The sequence below is a fragment of the Frigidibacter sp. ROC022 genome, assembly GCF_024723735.1.
GTDB lineage: Bacteria > Pseudomonadota > Alphaproteobacteria > Rhodobacterales > Rhodobacteraceae > SLM-1.
This window is the reverse complement of record NZ_JANQDU010000003.1, coordinates 340421-357162: the sequence shown is the minus strand read 5'-3', so window position 1 is coordinate 357162 and position 16742 is coordinate 340421. Positions and strand designations below refer to the sequence as shown.

Sequence of the window (16742 nt, the reverse complement as noted above, 5' to 3'; positions counted from 1 at the left end):
GCCGGGCGCGCGCTCGCGACGGATCACTTCCCTGCGAAGCCTTGCCGATCCCCTGCCTGCCCTCTGGCCGGATGACTGGCGATCTGGCAAGATCGTCACATGACACGCGCCCTTGCCACCATCCTTGCCCTTGTCCTGGCCGCTCCGGCCAACGCGGAGCCAATGTCGGGGGCCGAGTTCGAAGCCTATGTCACCGGCCGCACGCTGACCTACAATTCCGGCGGCACCGCCTATGGGATCGAGCAGTATCTCAAGAACCGCCGGGTCCGCTGGGCCTTTCTGGGCGACGATTGCGTCGAGGGCAGCTGGTACGAGGACCAGGGCATGATCTGCTTCACCTACGAGAACAACGAGGTGCCGCAGTGCTGGACCTTCGAGAAGGGCAGCAACGGGCTGATCGCGCGGTTCCAGAACGATCCCGCCGCAACCGAGCTCTACGAGGCCAGGCAAAGCTCGGAACCGATGATCTGTCTGGGGCCGAAGGTCGGGGTCTGAGGCGGCCCTATTCGCAGGCCAGGGCGCGGGCGAAGGCCGCCGGGCCGGTTTCGGCCGCGATCTTGCGCGGCGTCAGCCCCTTTGCGGTCAACCGGATCGCCAGCAAGGCCGTCCAGTCGCCCGACGCGGCGATCAGTTCCGGCCCCGCACCGCAGTCCCGCAGGCCGCCTTCGATCCTTGCCGCCCCGAACTTGTGGTTGGTGACGCCGTCCAGGCGGGCCACCGGAACCAGCCTGTCGCCCTGCATCCGCACCACCCGCAGCACCCGGGCCAGATGCGGACGGTCGACATAGGCCAGCTCGGGCAGGCCGTCGCCATCGAGATCGCCCACCGCCAGCGGGGCCAGCCAACGGTGCGTCCGGCCGATGTATCCGGTGGCTGCCGCCAGCTCCAGCTCGCGCCCGGTCCAGCGATAGACCGCCAGTTGCGCGCCCTTCCGCAGATGGCTGCGGACCACGATGATCTCGTTGTTGCCGTCGCCGTCGAGATCGGCCAGACGGGGGGCGAGATCCTCGAAGACATGGTCGGAATCGAGTGTCAGCACATGGCCGCAAAGACCATGGTTGCCGACCTCGTAGACCCAGAGCTGCGACGGCTCGTGCTCGCGGCCGAAGACCCCGTGCCGATAGCGATCGACCGGCCCGTCGAACCAGGCGCGGTCCGGGTGGCCCCTGGTCGTGGCATCATGGACGACGCTTTCGGGATAGGCCGTCAGCCCCCATTGCGCCACGGTGCAGGCGGCGGCGGGGACGGCCAGGGTGGCAAGCGCGGCGACGGCGGCCAGAACGGTGGTCCGGACCGCCCGACCGGGCATCAGATCTGCCGTTCCGGCATCTGCACCACCAGCCCGTCCAGCGCATCCGACACCTTCAGCTGACAGGTGAGGCGCGATCGGACCGGGTCCGGCTCGTAGGCGAATTCGAGCATGTCCTCTTCCATCGGCTGTTTCGGCGGCAGTTTGTCGACCCAGTCCTCGGCAACATAGACATGGCAGGTCGAGCAGGCGCAGGCGCCGCCGCAATCGGCCTCGATTCCCGGAATCCCGTTGTCGCGCGCACCTTCCATGACGGTGAGTCCGTTCTTGACGTCAAGCGTATGCTCCTTGCCGGAGTATTCGATATAGGTGATCTTCGCCATGAGCCCCGTCCGCAGAATGTCGTCTGCGTCTCTAGCCCGGTCGCGGGCCGGGTTCCACCCCCCGTATCGCCTGCCGTTGCGGATCGCACACGCTCTTGATGGAAGCGGCGGAGGGGCCTGGCCGGCCAGTGGCGGGAACGGTGGCGGAACCGGATTGATGTTCCCTTTTTGTTCTTGTATTCTCTCGCCATGTATCCGGTCACGCCTCATCCCGACGCCTGGCCGCGCCCGCCCCGGGCGCTGCCGGCCGGGCTGCTCGACCGGCCGCCGAACGGCGCCAGGGTGACGGTGGCCGGGCTGGTGCTGGTGCGCCAGCGCCCCGGCACCGCGAAGGGGGTGATCTTCGTCACGCTCGAGGACGAGACCGGCACCGCCAATGTGGTGGTCTGGCGGGCGATCTACGAGAAGTTCCGCCGCGCCGTCATCGCCGGGCGGTTGCTGCGCGTCACCGGGCGGTTGCAGCGCGAACATGGCGTGGCGCATGTGCTGGCCGAACGGGTCGAGGATCTCTCGCCGCTGCTCGACAGCCTGCTCCGGCCCGGGGCGAGCTCTCCCGGCCCCCCGCCCTGAGCGGCAGCGCCCGCGGCGACGGCGGGTGCCTCCGGCGGGAGTATTTGGGACCCGAAGAGGCCGGCAGGGCGCGCCGGGCGGGCGGCCCGCCCACTGTGGCCGGGCTGCGCCAGTTCGCCGGGCCGGTCGCGGGTGGCTTCCGGGCCCCGTCGAAACCGCGTATCCTGCCGCCAAGAACAACCGCCGCGACAGGCGGGCAAGAGAAACAGGCGCATGACCCGATCCCTGCTGACCCTGACCGCGGCGCTGGCGCTGGCCGGTTGCGCGGCGCCCGACGGCGCCCCGCCCGCGGTGGCGCGGCAGGCCGAGGCGCCGCTGGTCCTGGCCGAGGACAGCGCCCCGCCGCCGCCGGGCGCCGCCCCCGGCAGCTGCTACGCCCAGGACCGCACCCCGACCGAATTCGAAACGGTCAAGGGCCATGTCCTGGTCAACCCGGAAGTGCGGGATGCCGACGGAACCGTGATAAGCCCGGCGATCTACCGCGAGGCGACCTATCAGAAGATCAGCGGCGGCGGCGCGGAAATCCTGATCGAGACCCCCTGCCGGGACCAGATCACCCCCGAGTTCGTCGCCTCGCTGCAGCGGGCGCTAGCGGTGCGGTCCTTCTATGCCGGGCCGATCACCGGGAAGATGGACCCCGACACGCGGCTGGCGCTGCGCAGCTATCAGCGCCAGCAGCAGGGGCTGGACAGCGCCATCCTGTCGATCGAAGCGGCGCGGTCCCTGGGACTGGTCGCCTATGCGCGGGTGCCGGACTGAGCCCATGAAAAAGGGCGCCCGAAGGCGCCCCGTTCCGATCTTTCCGTTGTCGGCTCAGCCGACCGACAGCGCCACGAAGCGCGGCTCGCCGTTGCGGCGGACCAGCAGCAGCAGCGACTTGCGCCCGGCGTCCTTGGCCTCGGCGATCCGGTCCTGCAGGTCCTTCAGGGTCTGCACCTTCTGCTGACCGGCCTCGGCGATGACATCGCCCTTGGCGATGCCCTTGTCGGCCGCTTCCGAACCTTCGGCGACATTCCTGACCACCAGCCCCTCGACGCTCGAGTCGAGGCCCAGATCGCTGCGCAGCGCATCGGTCAGCGGCGTCAGGTCCATGCCCAGTTCCTCGCCTTCCACGATCGCGTCCGGGCGGGCCGAGGCCGGGACCGCGCCTTCGGCCTCTTCACGGCGGCCGAGGGTGACCATCAGGGTTTCGGTCTTGCCGTTGCGATAGACCACCATCCGGACCACCGAGCCGACATCGCTGTCGCCCACCCGGCGCACCAGATCGCGGGTATCGGCAACTTCGGCACCGTCATAGGACAGGATCACGTCGCCCGCCTTGATGCCGGCGGCCAGCGCCGGACCTTCCGGCACATCCGTCACCAGGGCGCCCTTGGTCGAGTCGAGACCCATTGCCTCGGCCACGTCCGGGGTCACGTCCTGGATCCGGACACCCAGCCAGCCGCGCCGGGTTTCGCCGTATTTCTGCAACTGGCTGACCACTTTCGAGACCACGTTCGAGGCCATCGAGAAACCGATGCCGATCGAGCCGCCGTTGGGCGACAGGATCGCGGTGTTCACACCGACCACCTCGCCGTCCATGTTGAACAGCGGACCGCCCGAGTTGCCCCGGTTGATGGCGGCGTCGGTTTGCAGGAAGTCGTCATAGCTGCCGGACAGCGCCCGGTTGCGGGCCGAAACGATCCCGGCCGAGACCGAGAAGCCCTGGCCCAGCGGGTTGCCCATCGCCATGACCCAGTCACCGACCCGCATCTTGTCCGAGTCGCCGAAGGACACATGCGCCAGCGGCTTGTCGGCATTGACCTTGAGCAGGGCGATATCGGTGTTCTTGTCGACGCCGACCACCTTGGCATCAAGGCGCTTGCCCGAGAAGAACTCGATCTCGATCTCGTCGGCGCCGTCGATGACGTGGTTGTTGGTGACGATGTAGCCGTCTTCGGAAATCACGAAGCCCGAGCCGAGCGCCTGGCTGCGCCGTGCCCGGGGCCGCGGCGAGCCGCCCGGCGGGTTCTGGTCGAGAAAGTCCCTGAAAAACTCCTCGAAAGGCGAGCCTTCCGGGACGATCGGTCCCTGCCCGCCCACCGAAGCGACGACGGTGGATGTGGTGATGTTGACGACTGCCGGGCTGACCTTGTCGGCCAGATCGGCAAAACTTTCCGGTGCGCCCTTTGCCTGGACGGAAAAGGCCTGCACCACGACCAGCACCGTGGCCACGGCGAGTAGCCAGAGCGCCCTGAGTGGCGCGGTGCGGTCAATTGGGCGGATGAGTGCCTGAGATGTCACGGAGAACCTCCTCGAAATACTAGCCTGTCGGGCAACGCATAGCCCGGCTGTGTGCCCGACAGTGATCGCGCAGCACCACCCAAGTGGCAACTCAAAGCCATGTCGCGCCGCGTCAAACCGCCGTGATACATGATGCGCCGGAGCGTGAACCAGTGCAACAGGCGGCTTCCGGCAGGTTACAGGACGATCAGCCCCCTGAAGTGTTCCGGCAGGTCCTGAAGCGGCACCTTCACGAGGTCCTTGTCGAGATCCCCCGCCAGGTTGCGGGTCAGCGACCCCGGCAGATCGTCGCGCAGCGCGCCCAGCATCCGCGGCGGGGCGACGACGAAGAGACGGGTGAAGGGCTCGGCCTCCCAGATTTCCTCGGCCGCCTCCGCGACGTGATGCGAGAAGTTCTCGCGGCTCAGGCGGCGGTCCGAGGTCTTCGGCTCGTATTCATGCGTCTCTCCGGCCGGCCCGCCCTTTCCGCGGCCCATCGGTTTTGTATGGGCCCGGTGGGTGTCGGCGAAGTCGGCGGCGGATATCTCCGAGAGCCGATGCAGCCCCCTGCCGAGCCCGGCGGAGGAATAGAAGGCCGCCTCGGATTCGTTGGCGATGATGATCAGGGTCAGGTCCTGTTGCATGGCGTTGCTCCTTGTCAGGCAGGCACCACGATGGGCGAGCCGCGCCGCCCCGGCCTTGATCCTTGTCAACCGGCCGGGCCTGCCGCCGCGTAGGCACGGTCCATCATCGCCTGGGTGCCCTTCGCGTCCTCGAGACGCCAGGGATAGGCGGCACCGTCGCGGACTGTCCGGCAGAAGGCCTCGACCTGCAGCTTGTATTGCCTGGTGCCGGGGAAGCGGAACCGTTCGATGCTCCTGTCGGCGCGTTCGAGGATCACCTGTTCCTCGCCGAACACCGCCGCGTTGAACGGCGCCGGCACCCGCAGCAACGCCTCGGTGCCGTGAAAGATCACCTCCTGCCGCGGACACATCCGCATCGAGGTCATCGAGCGATAGGTGAAGGACGGGAACCGCGCCGCGACATGGGCGGTGGCGTCGATGCCCTTCTCCCAGTCGATGCTGCATTCGACGCTGACCGGCTCCTCGCCGGTGGCGAAGCGGACCGAGCCCATGGTGTAGACGCCGATGTCGCGCAGCGAGCCGCCCGCGACCTCCGCGCGGTTGCGGATGTTGCCGGCATCGTCGTTGAAGAACGAAAAGGCGGCATCGACATGGCGCAGCCGGCCCACCGCGCCCTCGGAGAGCAGCGCGCGGGCTTTCTGCCATTGCGGATGATGGACGATCATGAAGGCTTCGGCCGCAAGCAGCCCGGTCTCGTCGCGCAGCGCGATCAACCGGTCGATCTCTTCCGCCGTCACCGCGATCGGCTTCTCGGTCAGCACATGCTTGCCGGCGCGCAGGGCCCTTTCGGTCCAGTCCACATGCATCGAATTCGGCAGCGGCACATAGACTGCGTCGATATCGGGATCGGCAAGCAGCCCGTCATAATCGGGCAGCACGCGAATGCCGGGATGGAAGGCCTGGAACCTTGCCGCCTTTGCCGGATCGGCGGTGGCCACGGCATCGAGCACGGCGCCTTCGGCCTCGTGAATCGCCGGCGCCATGGTGGTGGCGGCGAAGTTCGAGCCGGACAAGACGCCCCAGCGAACGGGTTTCGACATCTGTTCTCTCCCTTGATCGCGGGCGATCATAGGCAAATGAATTGTTGGGCCAAGAGCGGATCGACCATTTCGGGCAATTCGTCGCCCCGGCCGGCGGCGGCACGGAACGACCGCAAGAAAAACGCCGCCCCGAGGGGGCGGCGCATCCAGGTCTTGACGAGAGAGACCGGGCAACCGGCTCAGGCCGGAACCATCATCCCCTTGCCCTTCGCCAGCTCGCGCATCTTCTCCTGAAGCTTCTCGAAGGCGCGGACCTCGATCTGCCGGATACGTTCGCGGCTGACCGAATAGACGCCCGAGAGGTCTTCCAGGGTCACCGGCTCGTCCTGCAGGCGGCGCTGGATCAGGATGTCCTTTTCGCGGTCGTTCAGAACCGACATCGCCTCGGCCAGCAGTTCGCGCCGGGTGTCGAGCTCGTCCTTTTCCTCGTAGGCGCCGGCCTGATCGGCATCCTTGTCCTCGAGCCAGTCCTGCCACTGGGTCGAGCTGTCGCCGTCGCCGCCACCGCCGACCATGGCGTTGAGCGAGGAATCCGATCCCGCCAGGCGGCGGTTCATCGAGATCACCTCGTCCTCGGTCACGCTCAGGTCATGCGCGATCCGGGCGACGTTCTCGGGTCGCATGTCGCCTTCTTCCAGCGCACCGATCCGGTTCTTGGCCTTGCGCAGGTTGAAGAACAGCTTCTTCTGGGCGGTGGTGGTGCCCAGCTTCACCAGCGACCACGAGCGCAGGATGTATTCCTGGATCGAGGCCCGGATCCACCACATCGCATAGGTCGCCAGACGGAATCCGCGCTCGGGGTCAAAGCGCTTGACCGCCTGCATCAGGCCCACGTTGGCCTCGGAAATGACCTCGGCCTGCGGCAGGCCATAGCCGCGATAGCCCATCGCGATCTTGGCGGCGAGCCGCAGATGCGACGTGACCAGCTTGTGCGCCGCGTCCGGGTCCTCGTGATCGACCCATCGCTTGGCCAGCATGTATTCTTCCTCCGGTTCCAGAAGCGGAAACTTCCGGATTTCCTGAAGGTAACGGTTGAGCCCCTGTTCAGGGGACGGTGCCGGGAGATTTGCGTAGCTCGCCATCCTGTCCCTCATTCCTATGTTAAGCCTATTAACTTCCAAGTGGTCGTGCGGGGCCGCGCTGTCAAGTCCGCGCGGCAGTTGTTCCTCTCATACGCAGCGTGACGCCGGTTCCGGCGCAGATGCCAATAACGTTCCGTTGTTGTCACGCAGTTGGGACATCTGTGTCAGCCTTTGTCATCTTTTCCGCCTCGGCAGGAGCGGCCTGCGGCGCCGATGCCTCGGCCAGCAGACGTTCCTTGAAGGCGTAGAAGGCCTCTTCGCCGCCCTGCTCCAGCGCCATCGTGGCATCGCAGAGTTCCGGATCGGGATCACAATGCTTGGCCGCCCAGGCGCCCAGGGCCGCGATCACCGGAACCAGATCGGCCCCGGCCGGGGTCAGGCGGAACATCGCCTTCTGCCGGTGCTCCTCGCAGCTTTCGCGAACCAGAAGCCCGCTCGCCACCAGCGAATGCAGGCGATCCGACAGAACCGAGGGCGAAATCCCCTCGACCGAGCCTTCCAGAAGGGCACGGAAATGGCGCCGATCGGAAAACATCAGATCGCGCAGCACAAGCAACGTCCAGCGGTCGCCGAGAACCTCGACGGCGAGGTTGATCGGGCAATTCGACCGGTGGACGGGATGCATGGATTTACGGTTTTCAGCCATCTCCACACCGATATGGGAATGCTACCGGTAGGATTTCAAGACCGGTAGGGAAAATTAATCGGTTTTTCCCCGCAACGCCTCCAGCAGCCCCGCCATGTCGGCGGGCAGCGGCGCCTCGAACTCCATCCTCTCGCCCGAAACCGGGTGATCGAAACCCAGAAGCGCGGCGTGCAGCGCCTGGCGCGGGAAGGCCATGACCGCCTCGGACCCGGGAAGAGCCCCACGCACCCGACGCCGGCCGCCATAGGTCTGGTCACCGACCAGCGCATGGCCGGCATAGGCCATGTGGACCCGGATCTGATGGGTGCGGCCGGTCTCCAGCCGGCATTCGGTCAGCGCGACCTGGCCGCCGAAAGCCTCGACCGTGCGGACCCGCGTCACCGCGTGGCGGCCCCCGTGGAACAGCACTGCCTGACGCTGGCGGTCGGTCTTGTGCCGGACCAGATGGGTGGTGATCTTCAGGACGTTGCCACCCTCGAAGCTGACACCGCGCAACCCGCGCAGCCTCGGGTCGCCCGGATCGGGCACCCCGTGGCAGATCGCCAGATAGGCACGGGTGGCGCTGTGCTTCTCGAACTGCGCCGCCAACGCGTGATGCGCCCGGTCGGATTTCGCAGCCACCAGCAGGCCGGTGGTATCCTTGTCGATCCGGTGCACGATGCCGGGGCGCTTCTCGCCCCCCACCCCCGACAGGTTGCCGCCGAAATGATGCAGCAGGGCATTGACCATGGTGCCGCCCGGGGTGCCCGGCGCCGGATGCACGACCATGCCGGCGGGCTTGTCGATGACGATCAGTTCGTCATCCTCGTAGACCACCGACAGCGGAATATCCTCGGGCCGCGTGTCGGGATCGTCCGGCTCCTCGACGCTGATCAGAAAGGTCTCGCCCTCGGCGACCCTCGCCTTGGGGTCGGACACGACCACGCCATCGCGGCTGATCGCGCCCTCGGCCAGCATCCGCACCAGACGCGACCGCGACAGCGCCGCTTCCTCTGGCACGTCGCGGGCCAGTGCCTTATCAAGCCTATCGGGCGGATCGGCTTCGATGGTGACCCGGATCAGGGTGCGGGACATGAACGAAACCCCAGAACGTGCCGAAACGGCGGAAACTGCGGAGGATGCCGCAACGGCGCGGAACCTACGGCTTCTGCGCTGGCTTGTCACCCTGCTGACCACGGTGATGATCGTCGGAATCGTGGTGATCATCGGGTTGATGATCTGGCGGTTGAACCAGGGCCCCGGTCCGACCCCGCGTCTGCTGCCCGAGAGCATCGCCCTGCCCGAGGGTGTCAAAGCCCGGGCGGTGACGCTGGGCGAGGGATTCGTGCTGGTGCTGACCGAGGGCGACGAGGTGCTCGTCTATGACGCCGAGAGCGGCAAGCTGCGCCAGCGTGCCCGGCTGACCGACGAGTGAGGCGCGGCAGCGCCGGACATCACGAAAACGGGGGCCTGGGGGTGGTACCGCCTCCCCGGCTCGAACGGGGGACCTCTGGATCCACAATCCAGCGCTCTAACCAACTGAGCTAAGGCGGCACGGTTCGGGGACTTAACCCCGGCAGCGGCGTTGTGCAAGCCTCTTTGCCGCCTTCCCGCAGCCCCGGCGCGCGCCTTGCCCCGCGCCCCTTGTCACAGCAGCCGGAACCAGGCCTGTTCGACCACGTCGCGGCCGAAGGACCGGGTCGCCCGGCTGCCGGTCATGGTCCAGCCGTTGCGGGCATAGAGCCGGGTCGCGGCGCGGTGGCTCTCATGGGTCCAGAGCACGATTCGCCGATAGCCGGCGCCACGGGCGAAATCGAGACAGGCATCGTGCAGGCGCTGGCCCAGCCCCAGCCCGCGCGCCTGCGGCAGCAAGAGGAAGAGCCGCAGCTTGGCGGTATCGGGCGGCTGCCCCGTTTCGGCCCGGACCAGGAAGATCGAACCGAGCCTTTCGCCGCCTGCCTCGGCGATCCAGCCACGTTCGCGGGCCGGGTCGTGGTCGCGCAGGAACCCGGCCACGATATCGGCCACCAGCTGCTCGAAACTGGCATCAAAGCCTTCGTCACGGGCATAGAGCCTGCCGTGCTGAGCGATCAGCCAGTCGGCATCGCCGGGGCGCAGGGGTCGCAGGATCACCTGCGACGGGTCAAGCGCGGCCGGGGTCTGGGTCGGTTCGGGCGGGTTCATCGCTAGCCCCTTTCGGGCCCCAGACTGACCGCCCGATTGCCGAGGTCAAGCGTGTTCCGGCTTGCGGGATCGCGGGCGCGGGCTTAAGTCCGGGCCGACCAGAGGGGACCGCAATGGGCATCGACAAGGAAAGCGACATCGCCGCCGATCTTCAGATCGCACCGACCACCCTGGGAATGGTGCGCTTCTACGTCGCCGGCGAAGGCATTGATCTGCCCTTGGACTTCGAACCGGAAGAGGCCGAGGAAATCGCCGAGGAAATCCGCCTTGCCGCGCAACAGGCGCGGGTCATGGCGGCGAAACCCGAGCGGCAGAAGGGCAAGAAGCCGAAAGCTCCGAAACCCGGCGCTAAACCGCCGGGGAAAGCCCCGCGGCGGTGACCCCGGGGTCTCGAAGCGCCTGCAGGCGCAACGCCGCATGGCGGGCGAATTTGCGTGTCATCACCTTGCGCCGCGCACCGGCAAGCCTGGTTTCCGGTCCGACCCGCAGGATTTCGGCGTCGTAACCATCGGCAATGATCAGGCCGGTTTCCTCGGGCAGCAGCTCGAGCGGAAAATCGGCACTCACCGCCCAGAAGAACCGGTCGCAAAAGGGCAGATAGTTCTGCCATTTCTGATCGGACTGGAAATCGGCACGCGAGGACTTGCACTCGACCACCCAGATCTCGCCCTTCGCCCCCAGGGCCATCACATCGACCCGCAGGCCCGGCGCCGGGACCAGTTCCTCGACCGTGGCGAAGCCATGCCCGATCAGATGGCGACAGGTGCCCCGCGCCAGCAGCTGGCCGGGCTGCAGGCCGGAGGAATGCTCGGACGGCGGGATCTCGGTCATCCGGGAATTGTGAACAAAAGGTAAACAGAAATCAAGCGGCCGGATTTCGCGACCCCGGGCGAAACCGGTGCGATCAGGGCTTGCCGATGCCCCTGCCCGGCCCTATCTCAACGGGTGGCGGTTTCTGCTCTTCGCGTGATGGGTCCCATTCCGGTGGCCTATAAGTATTCCGAGGGAGCTGGCTCTGTTCGGACCCTGGTCCGGGTACCTGGCGCCCACCTGCATTAGCGGGTCCTCGGGAATGCAACACCCACACGGATGCTACGGATTCCGCCACTTTTCCCTTTCAGCACAGACAGATGCGCCCCGCCACCGGGGCGCGGCGAGGCTCAGCCCCGCGGTTGCGGATCGTTGCGGACCGGAACCGCGACCTGCCCGGGGGCCGGCGCAGGCACCCAGAGCCGCTGGATCGCCTGCCGCAGACCGCCGCCCGGGGGCTGCCGATCCTCGGCCATCGACATGATCGCGATGGAGAACTGCACCCCGGCAAAAACGATCCCGTTCAGCATGACCATCACCAGTCCTGCCAGCCAGCCGCCGTCGGTCTCGAGCACGAGATGCCGCAGCCCGGCGATATCGAAGCCGACCAGAAGCGCCACGAAGAGCGCGGCCAGCGCAAAGCCGATCAGGCTGTGACGAATGTAGAGACGAACCAGTTCCGGCATCGCAATTCTCCCTTGCTGATGGGAATCTAGTGGCAGGAGGGGGTGAGTCCAAGCCCCGCCGGGCCGGACATATCGCCGCTGCCTGCCCGCGCCCCGCCGCCGACGCCGCCGTGATTTGGCGAAACCGCGGATTGGCTCTATCGTCGCCGCTGCCGCGCCGCTTTGCGCGGCCCAACAGGGAACCGACCCGGCATGACCGAGATCCACACTGGGCTGACCGCCCGCCAGTCCGAAGGCCTGGCCTATGCGCGCGAGATCGAGGGCCATCTGGGCTGGCTCGACAGCTTCACCTCGGCGGCGCTCGGCGTGCTGGCCACGGCCAGCGGCATCTACACCTATCTCGGCGTATCCTCGCTGCTCGACGACAATGGCGCGCTCTCCGTCTTTGCCGCGATTTCCTATTCGATCGCGGTCTCTGTCGGGATCTTCGTCTTCTGGTCCTACATGATGCGGCTGGTGCCCGCGGTGCGCACCTTCGGCGCCCGGATCGGACTGCTCTTCGCCATGCTGCTGGGGTCGGGCGCGATCATCGCCATGTCCTCCTGGCTGAACGCCGCGGCACTGGCCGGGGCGGCGGCGGTCGAACAGCATCTGGCGGTGACGGTGCAGGACTACCAGGGTGCGCTGGAGCGGGCCCATTCGATCAGCCTGGCCGCCCAGTCGCTGGAGCGCGACGTGGCCCGGGTCCGGACCAGCTTCGAGGACCTCTCGGCGCAGGAGGCCGCCGGCTCGCTTTCGGGCCTGGCCGGGCGCGGTGCGGTGTTCCGGGTGCTGCGGCAGAAATCCGACGAGCTGACCGCGCTGGAACGCCAGATCGCGGCCCAGACCGAGGCGGTCGAGGCGGCCTTTACCGAAGGCAACACGATCCTCAAACGGATGCGGGCGCTGACCGTCTCGGTCGGACCGGTGGCGGCCCGCTCGGTCGAATTCTCCGAGGAATCGGTGCGGCTGGCCGGGGTGATCACCGAGCTGCGGCAGCTATCGGTGGCGCCGCTGGTGCAACGGGCGGCGGCCGATCTGGCGGATTCCGTGGTGCTGCCCGAACTCGACGGACGCACCGAGGTCGGCCGCGCCGATCAGGCGGCGACGATCCGCTCGGTGCTGGACCTGCTCAAGGCCCGGGCCGAGACCCTGAAAGGCGCGGCGGAAGAGGTCATGGCGATGGAGCCGCCGGCGGATATTGCCTATACCCCGGTCTCGGCGGCGGATGCGGTGATCCTCTACGCCCGCAATTTCGTGCCCAGCTGGGCCGGCGCCATCGCCATCGACCTGCTGCCGGCGGTGCTGGTGCTGATCCTGGCCATCGCCCAGTCGGCGATCCGCTCGGGCCGGGTGCATGTCTCCTCGGGCGAGGCGATGACATTGGCCGAATTGCGCGACGCGCTGGCGGCGCTGCGCCAGGCCGACCTGACCCTGCCCCGGACCGAAAGCGAAGGCCCGCATTTCCCCGATCTGGAACCGCGCGAGGTGCCGCGCCCCGAGACCCGGCCCGAAAGCGCCACCGTCAAGCCGATCAAGGGCTGAGCCGGTGCGGCTGCGTGCCCGGACCCGGACCGGAGAGGCGATCCGCTTCATCCTGGTGATGCAGCTGGCGATGGGCGCCTGGCTGGTGACGCATGACCTGTCGGCCACCCTGCCGCGGCTCTTCGCCGGGCGCGGAGTCGAGGACCTGACCGCCCCGACGGCCCCGGGCGACCAGACACGGCGCTATGACCCGGCCCTTGTGCCGCGCTTGCCGGCACCGCCGGGCACGAGGCATTTCCCGCAGCTCGAGGACATGCCCGAGCGGCTGCGCTTCGAACGGACCGGTCCCGAGGCCCGGCTGACCGGCGCGATTGCCGAGGGCGATGCCGGGCGCTTTGCCGACTGGCTGGAAGAACAGGCGGTGCCGCCGCGTCGGATCTGGCTCTCCTCTCCCGGAGGTTCGGTCGGCGATGCGCTGGCGATCGGGCGGCTGGTGCGGACGGCCGGGATGTCCACGGCGATGGAACCGGGAGATGCCTGCCTGTCGGCCTGTCCCTACATCCTGGCGGCCGGGGTGCTCCGCGAGGTCGCCGACGGCGCCCTGGTCGGGGTCCACCAGCACTATTTCGGCGAGAATACCGTATTGCCCGCCTTCCTCGCGGTGCGCGACATCCAGCGCGGCCAGGCCGAGGTGGTCGGCTACCTCACCGAGATGGGCATCGACCTGCGGCTGATGCAACCGGCGCTGGCAACCCCGCCCGAGGAAATCTACATCCTCACCGCGCAGGAGCTGGAACGCTTCCGCCTGACGACCCGCTCCGATCCGCCATGAGACGAGAGCGGGCATCCAGCCGGCCACCGCCCGCCCGGCGCCCCGACGACCAGCAGAGCACGGAGCCCCCATGCAGAGCTTCACGACCGACCGGCTGACCCTGCGGGACTGGTCGCCCGTCATTGCCGATCCGCAGCAGCGCCGGGCGCTGGAGGCGACCCTGTCCGACATCCTGACCCCCGACGTCCTGGCTCCTCTCCCCGAGCCATTGCAATTGTCCGGCAAAGCGACCCGGATCGCCGACTGGATGTCCGCCCGTGCCGCCGAATGCACGGTCTTCACCATTGCCGAGACCGGTTCCGGGGCCATCGTCGGACTGCTGTTGCTGGCGGAGGATGGGGCCGGGACGCCGGCACCGATCTGCCATGTCGGCTATCTGCTGGGGCCGACGGCCTGGGGCAAGGGCTATGCGACCGAAGTGGTCGCGGGGCTGGTCGCGACGCTGCGGGGCGCGGGGCCGCGAACCCTTCGGGCCGGGGTCGGCAAGGGCAATGCGGCCTCGGCCAGGGTTCTTGAAAAAGCCGGGTTCCATCGCCATCCCGGCCTGTCCGATCCCGAAACCGACATGTTCGAGCGCCGGATCGCCTGAACCGTTCGGCGCCGATCGCCACGGGTCCGCCATATGGGCGCAGGCCGGGACGGTGATCCATCATGCCACCCGGCGCGCCGGTGATGCCGGCGGGTGCCTCCGGCGGGAGTATTTCGGACCCAAAGATGGCCGCGGCAGCGAACCGGACCCGGCCGGATCAGAAGGCCTCGGGCCGGGCCTCGCGGGCCATGTGATCGAGCACCGCGTTGACGAATTTCGGCTCGCGGCCCTCGGGGAAGAAGGCCTTGGCGATATCGACGAACTCGACGATCACCACTTTCGGCGGCGCCTTGCCCTCGACCAGCTCGGCGCCGGCGGCGCGGAACAGCGCCCGCAGCACCGGGTCGATCCGGGCGATCGGCCATTTCTCGACCAGCGCCCGGTCGGTCATCTGGTCGATCCGGGCCTGGTGGTTCACCGCCTGGCCGACCAGCAGCCGGAACAGGTCGAGATCGCCCTCGGCCATTTCCGCGTCTTCATAGACCACGCCGATCCGGTGGGTCTCGAATTCGCGCATCACCGATTCGGCGGTCTGGGAGGCGCTTTCCATCTGGAACAGCGCCTGCACGGCATAGAGCCGCGCCGCCGACCTGGCCTGACGACTCCTGGACATCGGCGCGCTCACAGCGTGTCCCCGCCCTTGGCAAGCTTGATCTCGTCGGCGGGGCGGAAGCCGACCGGGTTCTTCACCCCGCTCCAGCGCCGCCGCAGGGCGATCAGATGCAGCGCCGCAGCCGCCGCGCCGCCGCCCTTGTTCTGGCCCGCGGGATCGGCGCGGACCTCGGCCTGCGCCTCGTTCTCGACGGTCAGGATGCCGTTGCCGATGCAGGCGCCCTGCAGCCCCAGCAGCATCAGCCCGCGCGAACTGTCGTTGCAGACGGTGTCGTAATGGGTGGTCTCGCCACGGATCACGCAGCCGAGCGCGACGAAACCGTCGAAATTCGCCTCGCGCAGGGCGGTGGCGATGGCCGAGGGCACTTCCAGCGCACCCGGCACCTCGACCGTCTCATGCGCGGCGCCGACGGCCTCCAGCGTCGCCCGCGCCCCGGCCAGCAGATCCTCGGCAATCGCCCGGTAATAGGGCGCCACCACGATCAGCAGTTTCACCGGCGCTTCGAACTTCGGCAGCGGCAGGGCGCCGTGGGGATCGGTCAGGGCCATCGGTCTACTCCGTGATCCGGCGGGTGCCGGCGATCGACAGGCCGTAGCCTTCGAGGCCGATCACCTTGGGCTTGGGCGAGTTGGTGAGAAGGATCAGGTCGGTGATCCCGAGGCTGGACAGGATCTGCGCCCCCAGCCCGTATTGCCGCAGCGTCTGCGGCGAGACCGTATCCGGCTCGGCCACCCGCATGTGCAGATCGCGGAGCAGGACCAGCACGCCGCGGCCCTCGCGGGCGATCATCTCCATCGCATCGCCGAATTCCCGCGCCCGGCCCGGCCCGCCGGCGCCGATCACGTCCAGCATCGGGTCGAGCGCATGCATCCGCACCATGACCGGTTCGTCCCCCGAGATGTCGCCCCGGATCAGGACGATGTGCTCTGCCCCCTGGGTCTGGTCGGAAAACACCCGCATCTCCCACTCGCCGCCGAATTCCGAGATGATCTTCCGGCTCTGGGTCTGGCGCACCAGGTTGTCGTGCCGCCGGCGATAGGCGATCAGGTCCGAGATCGTGCCGATCTTCAGCCCGTGCCGCTGGGCGAAGGCCACCAGGTCGGGCAGACGGCTCATCGTGCCATCGTCGTTCATCACTTCGCAGATCACCCCGGAAGGGTTCAGCCCGGCCAGCCGCGACACATCCACCGCCGCCTCGGTATGCCCGGCCCGCACCAGCACCCCGCCATCCTTGGCGCGCAGCGGAAAGACATGGCCCGGCGTCGCGATATCGGCGGCGGTCGAGGCCGAATCGATCGCCACCGCCACGGTCCGCGCCCGGTCATGCGCCGAAATCCCGGTGGTCACCCCCTCGCGGGCCTCGATCGAGGTGGTGAAGGCGGTTTCGTGCCGCGACGAGTTCTGCGCCGCCATCAGCGGCAGGCCGAGCGCGTCGATCCGCTCTCCGGTCAGCGCCAGGCAGATCAGCCCGCGGCCGTGGGTGGCCATGAAGTTGATCGCCTCGGGCGTGGCCATCTGCGCCGGGATCACCAGATCGCCTTCGTTCTCGCGGTCCTCGTGATCGACCAGGATGAACATCCGGCCGTTGCGGGCGTCTTCGATGATCTCGTCGACCGAAGAGATTGCGTCGGAAAAATCGGTCATGCTGGCCTCTGATGGTTCAGCGGGCGGGATACACGCGCCCGCCGCCCTTGGCCAGAGGGGACGCC

General features: G+C 68.0%; 22 protein-coding genes, 1 tRNA gene and 1 other RNA gene. 9 read left to right on the top strand and 15 right to left on the bottom strand.

What is annotated here, in order from left to right; all coding sequences use genetic code 11:
- Nucleotides 1–99: 99 nt before the first annotated feature.
- A complete protein-coding gene (locus tag NUW50_RS13505) occupies nt 100–495 on the top strand; it encodes a hypothetical protein (RefSeq protein ID WP_258289660.1) in 396 nt (131 codons plus the stop codon).
- Nucleotides 496–502: 7 nt separating this feature from the next.
- On the opposite strand, the gene NUW50_RS13500 is transcribed toward NUW50_RS13505, so the two are convergent.
- Both NUW50_RS13500 and NUW50_RS13495 read right to left on the bottom strand, forming a co-directional pair.
- The gene (locus NUW50_RS13500; protein WP_258289659.1) at nt 503–1309 is read right to left on the bottom strand and encodes an FG-GAP repeat domain-containing protein; all 807 of its coding nucleotides are present in this window, start codon (nt 1307–1309) and stop codon (nt 503–505) included.
- Complete coding sequence (locus tag NUW50_RS13495; protein ID WP_258289658.1) at nt 1309–1632, bottom strand: 2Fe-2S iron-sulfur cluster-binding protein; 324 nt, start codon at nt 1630–1632, stop codon at nt 1309–1311. The genes NUW50_RS13500 and NUW50_RS13495 overlap by 1 nt, the downstream gene beginning before the upstream one ends.
- Before the next feature lie 189 nt (nt 1633–1821).
- Here NUW50_RS13495 and NUW50_RS13490 point away from each other — a divergent pair, with 189 nt between their 5' ends.
- Nucleotides 1822–2202, top strand: coding sequence for an OB-fold nucleic acid binding domain-containing protein (locus NUW50_RS13490; RefSeq protein ID WP_258290150.1), 381 nt, complete (start codon nt 1822–1824; stop codon nt 2200–2202).
- A 213-nt stretch (nt 2203–2415) separates the two neighbouring features.
- Complete coding sequence (locus NUW50_RS13485; RefSeq protein ID WP_258289657.1) at nt 2416–2961, top strand: peptidoglycan-binding domain-containing protein; 546 nt, start codon at nt 2416–2418, stop codon at nt 2959–2961.
- A 54-nt stretch (nt 2962–3015) separates the two neighbouring features.
- Here NUW50_RS13485 and NUW50_RS13480 read toward each other — a convergent pair whose 3' ends face one another.
- The 6 genes from NUW50_RS13480 to NUW50_RS13455 form a co-directional block, all read right to left on the bottom strand.
- Nucleotides 3016–4485 (bottom strand): Do family serine endopeptidase, encoded by a 1470-nt coding sequence (locus tag NUW50_RS13480; protein ID WP_258289656.1) that lies wholly within the window; start codon nt 4483–4485, stop codon nt 3016–3018.
- 176 nt (nt 4486–4661) lie between these two features.
- Nucleotides 4662–5108, bottom strand: a complete 447-nt coding sequence (locus tag NUW50_RS13475; protein ID WP_258289655.1) for a host attachment protein — start codon at nt 5106–5108, stop codon at nt 4662–4664.
- A gap of 65 nt (nt 5109–5173) precedes the next feature.
- Nucleotides 5174–6148, bottom strand: coding sequence for a Gfo/Idh/MocA family protein (locus NUW50_RS13470; RefSeq protein WP_258289654.1), 975 nt, complete (start codon nt 6146–6148; stop codon nt 5174–5176).
- Nucleotides 6149–6327: 179 nt separating this feature from the next.
- The gene (rpoH, locus tag NUW50_RS13465) at nt 6328–7230 is read right to left on the bottom strand and encodes an RNA polymerase sigma factor RpoH (protein WP_258289653.1); all 903 of its coding nucleotides are present in this window, start codon (nt 7228–7230) and stop codon (nt 6328–6330) included.
- A gap of 142 nt (nt 7231–7372) precedes the next feature.
- Nucleotides 7373–7876, bottom strand: a complete 504-nt coding sequence (locus tag NUW50_RS13460; RefSeq protein ID WP_258289652.1) for a winged helix-turn-helix transcriptional regulator — start codon at nt 7874–7876, stop codon at nt 7373–7375.
- Between the two features lie 54 nt (nt 7877–7930).
- Entirely contained in the window at nt 7931–8950 is a 1020-nt protein-coding gene (locus tag NUW50_RS13455) for an RluA family pseudouridine synthase (RefSeq protein ID WP_258289651.1), read from the bottom strand.
- Between NUW50_RS13455 and NUW50_RS13450 the strand changes: the two genes are divergently transcribed.
- A complete protein-coding gene (locus tag NUW50_RS13450) occupies nt 8949–9290 on the top strand; it encodes a DUF6476 family protein (protein ID WP_258289650.1) in 342 nt (113 codons plus the stop codon). The genes NUW50_RS13455 and NUW50_RS13450 overlap by 2 nt on opposite strands.
- Before the next feature lie 42 nt (nt 9291–9332).
- On the opposite strand, the gene NUW50_RS13445 is transcribed toward NUW50_RS13450, so the two are convergent.
- Nucleotides 9333–9409 (bottom strand) — tRNA-His (locus NUW50_RS13445).
- A 93-nt stretch (nt 9410–9502) separates the two neighbouring features.
- The gene (locus NUW50_RS13440) at nt 9503–10039 is read right to left on the bottom strand and encodes a GNAT family N-acetyltransferase (RefSeq protein WP_258289649.1); all 537 of its coding nucleotides are present in this window, start codon (nt 10037–10039) and stop codon (nt 9503–9505) included.
- 113 nt (nt 10040–10152) lie between these two features.
- On the opposite strand from NUW50_RS13440, the gene NUW50_RS13435 reads away from it, so the two are divergent.
- A complete protein-coding gene (locus NUW50_RS13435; RefSeq protein WP_258289648.1) occupies nt 10153–10419 on the top strand; it encodes a DUF6324 family protein in 267 nt (88 codons plus the stop codon).
- Here NUW50_RS13435 and NUW50_RS13430 read toward each other — a convergent pair.
- Nucleotides 10388–10870 carry an MmcB family DNA repair protein gene (locus tag NUW50_RS13430; RefSeq protein ID WP_258289647.1) on the bottom strand — a complete coding sequence of 161 codons (483 nt, stop codon included), beginning with the start codon at nt 10868–10870 and terminating at the stop codon, nt 10388–10390. The genes NUW50_RS13435 and NUW50_RS13430 overlap by 32 nt on opposite strands.
- 118 nt (nt 10871–10988) lie before the next feature.
- Here NUW50_RS13430 and ssrS point away from each other — a divergent pair.
- Nucleotides 10989–11144: non-coding RNA, 6S RNA (gene ssrS, locus NUW50_RS13425), on the top strand.
- A 55-nt stretch (nt 11145–11199) separates the two neighbouring features.
- Here ssrS and NUW50_RS13420 read toward each other — a convergent pair.
- Nucleotides 11200–11535: a hypothetical protein gene (locus NUW50_RS13420; RefSeq protein WP_258289646.1), complete on the bottom strand. Its 336-nt coding sequence runs from the start codon at nt 11533–11535 to the stop codon at nt 11200–11202.
- A 192-nt stretch (nt 11536–11727) separates the two neighbouring features.
- Here NUW50_RS13420 and NUW50_RS13415 point away from each other — a divergent pair, with 192 nt between their 5' ends.
- From NUW50_RS13415 to NUW50_RS13405, 3 genes are all read left to right on the top strand, one after another.
- Nucleotides 11728–13059: a hypothetical protein gene (locus tag NUW50_RS13415; protein WP_258289645.1), complete on the top strand. Its 1332-nt coding sequence runs from the start codon at nt 11728–11730 to the stop codon at nt 13057–13059.
- Nucleotides 13060–13063: 4 nt separating this feature from the next.
- A complete protein-coding gene (locus tag NUW50_RS13410; RefSeq protein ID WP_258289644.1) occupies nt 13064–13831 on the top strand; it encodes a hypothetical protein in 768 nt (255 codons plus the stop codon).
- 70 nt (nt 13832–13901) lie between these two features.
- The gene (locus NUW50_RS13405; protein ID WP_258289643.1) at nt 13902–14420 is read left to right on the top strand and encodes a GNAT family N-acetyltransferase; all 519 of its coding nucleotides are present in this window, start codon (nt 13902–13904) and stop codon (nt 14418–14420) included.
- Nucleotides 14421–14577: 157 nt separating this feature from the next.
- Here NUW50_RS13405 and nusB read toward each other — a convergent pair whose 3' ends face one another.
- The 3 genes from nusB to ribB are packed head-to-tail and all read right to left on the bottom strand — an operon-like array spanning nt 14578 to nt 16677.
- Entirely contained in the window at nt 14578–15033 is a 456-nt protein-coding gene (nusB, locus tag NUW50_RS13400) for a transcription antitermination factor NusB (RefSeq protein ID WP_258289642.1), read from the bottom strand.
- Between the two features lie 8 nt (nt 15034–15041).
- Complete coding sequence (locus NUW50_RS13395; protein ID WP_258289641.1) at nt 15042–15581, bottom strand: 6,7-dimethyl-8-ribityllumazine synthase; 540 nt, start codon at nt 15579–15581, stop codon at nt 15042–15044.
- Between the two features lie 4 nt (nt 15582–15585).
- Nucleotides 15586–16677: a 3,4-dihydroxy-2-butanone-4-phosphate synthase gene (gene ribB / locus NUW50_RS13390; RefSeq protein ID WP_258289640.1), complete on the bottom strand. Its 1092-nt coding sequence runs from the start codon at nt 16675–16677 to the stop codon at nt 15586–15588.
- Between the last annotated feature and the right edge of the window lie 65 nt (nt 16678–16742).

Bases quoted from the DNA above. Each gene is read 5' to 3' on its own strand.
- NUW50_RS13455 (WP_258289651.1), bottom strand. From the start codon at position 8,950: ATGTCCCGCACCCTGATCCGGGTCACCATCGAAGCCGATCCGCCCGAT.
- NUW50_RS13485 (WP_258289657.1), top strand. From the start codon at position 2,416: ATGACCCGATCCCTGCTGACCCTGACCGCGGCGCTGGCGCTGGCCGGT.
- NUW50_RS13435 (WP_258289648.1), top strand. From the start codon at position 10,153: ATGGGCATCGACAAGGAAAGCGACATCGCCGCCGATCTTCAGATCGCA.
- NUW50_RS13440 (WP_258289649.1), bottom strand. From the start codon at position 10,039: ATGAACCCGCCCGAACCGACCCAGACCCCGGCCGCGCTTGACCCGTCG.
- NUW50_RS13430 (WP_258289647.1), bottom strand. From the start codon at position 10,870: ATGACCGAGATCCCGCCGTCCGAGCATTCCTCCGGCCTGCAGCCCGGC.
- NUW50_RS13470 (WP_258289654.1), bottom strand. From the start codon at position 6,148: ATGTCGAAACCCGTTCGCTGGGGCGTCTTGTCCGGCTCGAACTTCGCC.
- NUW50_RS13500 (WP_258289659.1), bottom strand. From the start codon at position 1,309: ATGCCCGGTCGGGCGGTCCGGACCACCGTTCTGGCCGCCGTCGCCGCG.
- NUW50_RS13395 (WP_258289641.1), bottom strand. From the start codon at position 15,581: ATGGCCCTGACCGATCCCCACGGCGCCCTGCCGCTGCCGAAGTTCGAA.
- rpoH (WP_258289653.1), bottom strand. From the start codon at position 7,230: ATGGCGAGCTACGCAAATCTCCCGGCACCGTCCCCTGAACAGGGGCTC.
- NUW50_RS13450 (WP_258289650.1), top strand. From the start codon at position 8,949: ATGAACGAAACCCCAGAACGTGCCGAAACGGCGGAAACTGCGGAGGAT.
- NUW50_RS13475 (WP_258289655.1), bottom strand. From the start codon at position 5,108: ATGCAACAGGACCTGACCCTGATCATCATCGCCAACGAATCCGAGGCG.
- NUW50_RS13505 (WP_258289660.1), top strand. From the start codon at position 100: ATGACACGCGCCCTTGCCACCATCCTTGCCCTTGTCCTGGCCGCTCCG.
- NUW50_RS13415 (WP_258289645.1), top strand. From the start codon at position 11,728: ATGACCGAGATCCACACTGGGCTGACCGCCCGCCAGTCCGAAGGCCTG.
- ribB (WP_258289640.1), bottom strand. From the start codon at position 16,677: ATGACCGATTTTTCCGACGCAATCTCTTCGGTCGACGAGATCATCGAA.
- NUW50_RS13460 (WP_258289652.1), bottom strand. From the start codon at position 7,876: ATGGCTGAAAACCGTAAATCCATGCATCCCGTCCACCGGTCGAATTGC.
- nusB (WP_258289642.1), bottom strand. From the start codon at position 15,033: ATGTCCAGGAGTCGTCAGGCCAGGTCGGCGGCGCGGCTCTATGCCGTG.
- NUW50_RS13495 (WP_258289658.1), bottom strand. From the start codon at position 1,632: ATGGCGAAGATCACCTATATCGAATACTCCGGCAAGGAGCATACGCTT.
- NUW50_RS13420 (WP_258289646.1), bottom strand. From the start codon at position 11,535: ATGCCGGAACTGGTTCGTCTCTACATTCGTCACAGCCTGATCGGCTTT.
- NUW50_RS13490 (WP_258290150.1), top strand. From the start codon at position 1,822: ATGTATCCGGTCACGCCTCATCCCGACGCCTGGCCGCGCCCGCCCCGG.
- NUW50_RS13405 (WP_258289643.1), top strand. From the start codon at position 13,902: ATGCAGAGCTTCACGACCGACCGGCTGACCCTGCGGGACTGGTCGCCC.